Raw genomic sequence first — 6,272 nt, forward strand, 5'->3', positions numbered from 1 at the left:
CGCCGGTCTCCCGGCGCCCGCCGCCTCACGGGGTCAGCAGCGGCAGGAGCGGCTTGCGCACCGCCGTCGCGACGCCGTCCGAAGCCTCCGCCGCGGCGAGCCGTTCGGCGCTCGGCCGCCCGTACCCGGTCGTCCGCTGCACCAGCGGGCGACCCAGCGGCTCGACCATCGCGCGCATGTCGCTGATCGTCTTGTAGGACCCGTTCGACGCGCCCGCCATCCGGCTGATCGTCTCCTCCATCAGCGTGCCGCCGATGTCGTTGACGCCGCCCTGCAGCACCGCGCGGCTGCCTTCTTCGCCCAGCTTCACCCACGAGCTCTGGATGTTGTCGATCATGCCGTGCAGCAGCAGCCGGGACAGCGCGTGCACCGCGCGGTTCTCGCGCAGCGTCGTGCCGGGCCGGGCGAGGCCGGCCAGGTAGATCGGCGCGCTCTGGTGGATGAACGGCAGCAGCACGAACTCGCTGAACCCGCGCTTGCCGTGCTTCTCCAGGCCCTCGCGCTGCAGCCGCGCGAGGAGCTTGAGGTGCGCGACCCAGTGCGACGGCGTGTCGACGTGGCCGTACATCATCGTCGACGTCGTCGGCAGCCCGACCTCGTGCGCGGTCGTGACGACCTTGATCCACTCCGACGTCGGCAGCTTGCCCTTGGTGAGCACCCAGCGGACGTCGTCGTCGAGGATCTCCGCCGCGGTACCGGGCAGCGAGTCCACGCCGGACTCCTTCGCCGCGATCAGCCAGTCGCGCAGGGACAGGTTGGTCCGCGAAGCGCCGTTCACGACCTCCATCGGGCTGTAGGAGTGCAGGTGGATGCCCGGCTGACGGCGCTTGACCTCGGCCGCGAGGTCGAAGTACGCGGTGCCCGGCAGGTCCGGGTGGATGCCGCCCTGCATGCAGATCTCGGTCGCGCCCGCGGCCCACGCCTCGTCGACGCGGTCGCCGACCTGCTCCAGCGAGAGCGTGTACGCGTCGGCGTCGGTGCGACGCTGGGCGAAGGCGCAGAAGCGGCAACCCGTGTAGCAGACGTTGGTGAAGTTGATGTTCCGCGTGACGACGAACGTGATGTCGTCGCCGACGGTCTCGCGGCGCAGGTCGTCGGCGAGCTTCGTGAACGCGTCAAGCTCGCGGCCGTCCGCGTGCAGCAACGCCAGCGCGGCGTCGTCGGACAGCCCGGCCGGGTCCTTTTCCGCGCTGCGCAAGGCTTCCAGGATGTCCGTGTCGAACTTGGCCGGCCCGGTCTTGATCCGGTCGCCGATCTCCTTCCAGTCCCCGTACACCGAGTCGAAGTCGCTCCGGCGGTCTTCGGTGCGGCCGCTGGTGTCGATCTCGGTGTGCAGGTCGGTGCGGCCGGACTCCTGCCAGCCGCCGTCCGGCTCCTGCCAGGGGATGCCGACCGGCATCGCGCCTTCGCGCGCCATCCCGGTGTCGTAGTCGACGAGCGCGGCGACGTGCCGCGTGATCCGCGGGTCTAGCCACGGCTCGCCGGCCTTGACGTACTCGGGGTAGATCGTCAGCCGTTCCTTCAGCTCGAAGCCGGCCTTCTCGGTGCGGCGGGCCAGCTCGTCGATCTGCGGCCACGCGCGTTCCGGGTTGACGTGGTCCGGGGTCAGCGGCGAGACGCCGCCCCAGTCGTCGATGCCGGCCCGGATCATCAGGTCGTACTGGCTGCCGATCAGGTTCGGCGGCGCCTGGATGCGCATCTTCGGGCCGAGCACCAGCCGTGCGACGGCGATGTTCGCGGCGAGTTCTTCGAGGTCGGCGTCCGGCGTCGCGCGCATCTTCGTGTCCGGCTTGGCCCGGAAGTTCTGCACGATGACTTCCTGGATGCCGCCGTAGGTCTTGGCGACCTTGCGGATCTCGAACAGCGCGTCCGCGCGTTCCTCGAACGTCTCGCCGATGCCGATCAGGACACCCGTGGTGAACGGCACCGAGCTGCGCCCGGCGTCTTCGAGCACCCGCAGCCGGACCGCGGGATCCTTGTCGGGCGAGCCGTAGTGCGGGCCGCCCTTCTCGCTCCACAGCCGGGTCGCGGTGGTCTCCAGCATCATGCCCATCGACGGCGCGACCGGCTTGAGCCGCTGGAAGTCCTGCCAGGTCAGCACGCCGGGGTTGAGGTGGGGCAGCAGGCCGGTCTCTTCGAGGACGCGGATCGCCATCGCGCGGACGTAGGAGAGCGTGTCGTCGTAGCCGTGCGCGTCCAGCCACTCGCGCGCGGCCTTCCAGCGGTCCTCCGGCCGGTCGCCGAGCGTGAAGAGGGCTTCCTTGCAGCCCATCTCGGCGCCCTTGCGGGCGATGTCGAGCACCTCGTCCGGCGAGAGGAACGGCGATTCGAGCCGGCCCGGCACCGTGACGAACGTGCAGTAGCCGCAGCGGTCGCGGCACAGCCGGGTCAGCGGGATGAACACCTTGCGGCTGTAGGTGATGATGCCGGCGCGCCCGGCCTCGGCCAGGCCGGCGTCCCGGATGCGGGAGGCGTACTCGGAAAGCTTGGTGAGGTCGTCGCCGCGGGCGTGCAGCAGGACGGCCGCTTCGGTGACGTCCAGTGTCTTCCCGTCACGTGCCCGGGCGAGCGCGCGGCGCATCGCGGAGGCGGTCGGGGTGGTGGCGTCGGGTTCGGGTCCCATTCCACCCACGCTAGGACCGTCCTCGCGCGACCAGCCAGTGTGCGTTCCGCACCTGGCTGGGGTTGGACGCGAACGTGATCGTCGTCGCAGGTCAGCGCGCTCGGTGGGTTGTCGATCACCGGTTCGGCGTGTATTACCTAAAGGGTGGCATCTGTGGTCGGCAAGAAGATCGGCGGCCGGACGTACTACTACCTGGCGGAGTCCGCCCGGGTCGACGGCAAGCCCCGGGTGGTGACGCAGCGTTATCTCGGCACGGCCGACGAGATCGCCCGTGCCGTCCCGGGCGGCGAACCGGCCTCGGCTTCGCACCGGACGTACGGCGACGTCGCGGCGGTGTGGGCGACGCTGTCCCGGCTGGACTTCGTCCGCCGCGTCGACGACGTCGTGCGCTCGAAGCCGTCGCTGGGATCGACGCTGGCCGTCGCGGTGCTGCACCGCGCGACCGCGCCGGAGACGCCGATCGGCGAGTGGTGGGCCACGAGCGCGGCGGCGGATCTCGTGCGCCCCCGGCTGTCCACAGTGGACGGCGCGTGGCGGGCGCTGGACCGGCTGACGCCCGAGCGCGTCGCCGGGATCGAGGACGCGGTCGCCACCGCCGTCCTCGCCACCCTCGACGACCACGAGGCGCTGGCGGTCGACGTCCCGCAGTTCGCGGTGTTCGCGCCGGCCGACTGCACGCTGCCCTCGGCGTGCCGCGAGGTGCTCGCCGGCGTCGGCCTGCGCGTGACCCGCGACGGTGCCATCCCGCTGTCCTCGCGGCTGTACCGGCGCGACGACGGCACGGCGCCGACGTTCGCGGCGCTGACCGAAGGGCTGGGCCCGGCGACGCTCGTCTTCCACGCCGGCCAGGCCGCCCAGCTGGACCTCGGCTCACGCAGCGGGTTCGTCGGCTCGCTCCCGCTGACCGACCACCCCGAGCTGCTGACCCAGCCCGCGTCCGCCCGCAAGCGCGTCGACCCCGAGCGGTTCGCCGGGCTCACCGCGCTGGACACGCACGCGGTGGTCGACGGCGTCCGGCGGCGGGTGATCCTGACGCACTCGGCGACGCTGCACGCGGCGCAGTCCCGCGCGTTCGCCGACGAGCTGGCCACCGCGACCCGCGAGCTGGACGGCCTGGCCGGGGCCCTGGCCGCGGGCACCCACCGCGGCGACCGCGCGCAGGTGCACGCCGAGCTGGGCCGGGTGACGCGCGGCCGGCGCATCGAGCGCGTGCTCACCGCCGTGCTCAGCGGCAACCGGCCGGGGGAGATCCGGCTGGAACGGCGGATCGACCCGGCCGCGCTGGCCCGCCTGGACGAGGAGTTCTTCGGCAAGCAGGTGCTGGTCACCGACCGCGACTGGCCGATCGGCGACGTCGTCACCGCCTACCGCGCGCGCACCCACCTGGAGTCGACGTTCCGCTGGCTGACCGGGCCCGCCGTCACCGGCCCGACCCCGCGCTGGGAGTGGACGCGGCAGCGGATCGCCGCGCACGGCCTGGTCTCGGTGCTCGCCGCGACGGTGACGCACCTGATGCGGCGCGAGGCCGACCGGGCGGGGATGAACCTGTCGGTGCGGGAGCTGCTGGACCAGCTCGCGGGCATCGGCGAGCTGGTCCTGCGCTACCCGTCCACCGGCGGGCGGCCGCGCACCAAGCGCCTGCTGACCTCGCCCGAGCCGGGTCAGCAGGCGTTGCTGGACCTGTTTCAGCTCTCGCGGTAGATCTGCAGCGCCGAGAAGCTCTGGACCACCGGCATCAGCTCGATGACGTTGATGTTCACGTGCTCCGGCTGGCTGGCCGCCCAGTAGACGGACTCGGCGACGTCTTCGGCGGTCAGCGGGGTGGTGCCCTCGTAGACCTTCTCGGCCTTCGCCGCGTCGCCGTCGAAGCGGACCTTCGAGAAGTCGGTGCCGCCGACCATGCCGGGCTCGACGTTGGTGACGCGCACGCCGGTGCCGTGCAGGTCGCTGCGCAGGTTGAGGCTGAACTGGTGGACGAACGCCTTGGTCGCGCCGTAGACGTTGCCGCCAGGGTAAGGGTAGGTGCCGGCGATCGAGCCGATGTTGATGACGTGGCCGCGGCCGCGCTCGACCATCCCGGGCAGCAGCGCGCGGGTGACGTGCGCGAGGCCGCGGACGTTGGTCGCGATCATCTGGTCCCAGTCGTCCAGGTCGGCCTTGTGCGCGGGCTCGAGGCCCTTGGCGAGGCCGGCGTTGTTGACCAGGACGTCGACGCTTTTCCAGTCGTCCGGGAGGTCGTTCACGGCCTGCCGGACCGCTTCGGGGTCGCTGACGTCGAGGGTGAGCGGGAGGACGGCGTCGCCCAGCTCGCCGGCCAGCTTCTCGAGCTTGTCCTCGCTGCGGGCGACGGCGATCACGCGGGCGCCCTCGGCGACGAACCGGCGCGCGATGGCGTCGCCGAAGCCGGCGCTGGCGCCGGTCACGAACACGGTCTGCTGGGTCATGGGGTGAACCTTTTTCCGGTCAGGAACGCACTGAGGGCGTCGTCGAACTCGGTCTCGCGCTCCAGGTTAGGCAGGTGGCCCGCGCCCTCGACCACCACCAGGGTCGAACCCGCGATCTCCCGGTGGATCAGTTCGGCGTCGGCGACCGGCGTGAACTCGTCCTCGCTGCCGACGACGACCAGCGTGGGAACGTCGATGTCCTTGAGCACCGGCACGTAGTCGGGACGCTCGGCGCGTCCCCTGAGCGCCGCCGCGGCACCTTCCTTCGGCGCCTCGCGCATCATGCGGCGGACGTGGGCTTCGACGTCGGGCCTGGTCGCGCGGGTCTGCTTCGAGATCATCTTGGGGAGCAGCTCGTCGGCGTAGCGCTCCATGCCCTCTTCGGTGATCCTCGCGGCGGTGTCGTAGCGGGCCTGCTTGGCCGCCGGGGTGTCGAGGCCGGCGAAGGTGTCGGCGAGTAGGAGGGCTTGCACCCGCTGCGGGTGGTCCGTCATCAGCTGCATGACGATCTGGCCGCCCATGGAGAGGCCGCCGAGCACGAAGCGGTCCAGCCCGAGCCGGTCGGCCAGCTCGACGAGGTCGTTCGCGAAGACGTCGAGGCCGGTCGTGGTGTCGCCGGTGCTCGAGTCGCCGTAGCCCCGGAGGTCCGGGGTCACCACCCGGTAGCCGCGGCCGGCCAGGTACTCGGCCTGGGGGCGCCACAGGGAGCGGTCGAAGGGGTGGCCGTGGACCAGCAGGACCGGCTGCCCGTCCCGCGGGCCGAGGTCGTCGTGCGCGAGGTTCATGCCGCCGACGCTAAGCGGAGCACTGACGCGGTGCAATACGGTGCAATGTACTCGGAGCAATGTTCTTGCCTGGCGCTCCCGGGCGGTTCGGGGCAGACTGGGCCGTGGACGGGCTTCGTCATGGGGTCTGACCTGCGCTGATCTTGTTAAGGGACCCCCCTGTTTCGGGCCCTTTCGGGGCATGTAAAGTTCTCCAAGTCGCCAGGGAAACCGGGCGGCGGGGACACGAACCAAGCTCTCGCAGAAGCGATTGAGTGGGTGGCCCACAAAAACTGCTAGAAATAACTCGCTTCGAGTAAGGCCGCTTGACGGCGGCGCGACTCGGGGTGTGTTGCTTGAGAACTCAACAGTGTGCTAGTGAACTAAGCCAGTAGAGCTTATATTTGAAACCCCCTCGTCGGGGTTTCCTTTGAGAGCAAG

At 71.0% G+C, this 6,272-nt stretch carries 4 protein-coding genes; 1 reads left to right on the forward strand and 3 read right to left on the reverse strand.

Annotated elements, in window-relative coordinates; genetic code table 11:
* Positions 1–25: 25 nt before the first annotated feature.
* Positions 26–2,623, reverse strand: coding sequence for a bifunctional FO biosynthesis protein CofGH (locus tag EIY87_RS02895; RefSeq protein ID WP_191983925.1), 2,598 nt, complete (start codon positions 2,621–2,623; stop codon positions 26–28).
* A gap of 153 nt (positions 2,624–2,776) precedes the next feature.
* On the opposite strand from EIY87_RS02895, the gene EIY87_RS02900 reads away from it, so the two are divergent.
* Positions 2,777–4,324, forward strand: coding sequence for an IS1634 family transposase (locus tag EIY87_RS02900; RefSeq protein ID WP_125306108.1), 1,548 nt, complete (start codon positions 2,777–2,779; stop codon positions 4,322–4,324).
* Here EIY87_RS02900 and EIY87_RS02905 read toward each other — a convergent pair.
* Both EIY87_RS02905 and EIY87_RS02910 read right to left on the reverse strand, forming a co-directional pair.
* On the reverse strand, positions 4,309–5,067 hold the full coding sequence (locus tag EIY87_RS02905) for an SDR family oxidoreductase (RefSeq protein WP_125306101.1): 759 nt from the start codon (positions 5,065–5,067) through the stop codon (positions 4,309–4,311). The genes EIY87_RS02900 and EIY87_RS02905 overlap by 16 nt on opposite strands.
* A complete protein-coding gene (locus tag EIY87_RS02910) occupies positions 5,064–5,852 on the reverse strand; it encodes an alpha/beta fold hydrolase (protein WP_125306102.1) in 789 nt (262 codons plus the stop codon). The genes EIY87_RS02905 and EIY87_RS02910 overlap by 4 nt, the downstream gene beginning before the upstream one ends.
* Between the last annotated feature and the right edge of the window lie 420 nt (positions 5,853–6,272).

The sequence above is a fragment of the Amycolatopsis eburnea genome (assembly GCF_003937945.1).
GTDB lineage: Bacteria > Actinomycetota > Actinomycetes > Mycobacteriales > Pseudonocardiaceae > Amycolatopsis > Amycolatopsis eburnea.

Excerpts from the sequence above, each read along its gene's own strand:
- EIY87_RS02910 (WP_125306102.1), bottom strand. The coding sequence starts at position 5,852 with ATGAACCTCGCGCACGACGACCTCGGCCCGCGGGACGGGCAGCCGGTC.
- EIY87_RS02895 (WP_191983925.1), bottom strand. The coding sequence starts at position 2,623 with ATGGGACCCGAACCCGACGCCACCACCCCGACCGCCTCCGCGATGCGC.
- EIY87_RS02905 (WP_125306101.1), bottom strand. The coding sequence starts at position 5,067 with ATGACCCAGCAGACCGTGTTCGTGACCGGCGCCAGCGCCGGCTTCGGC.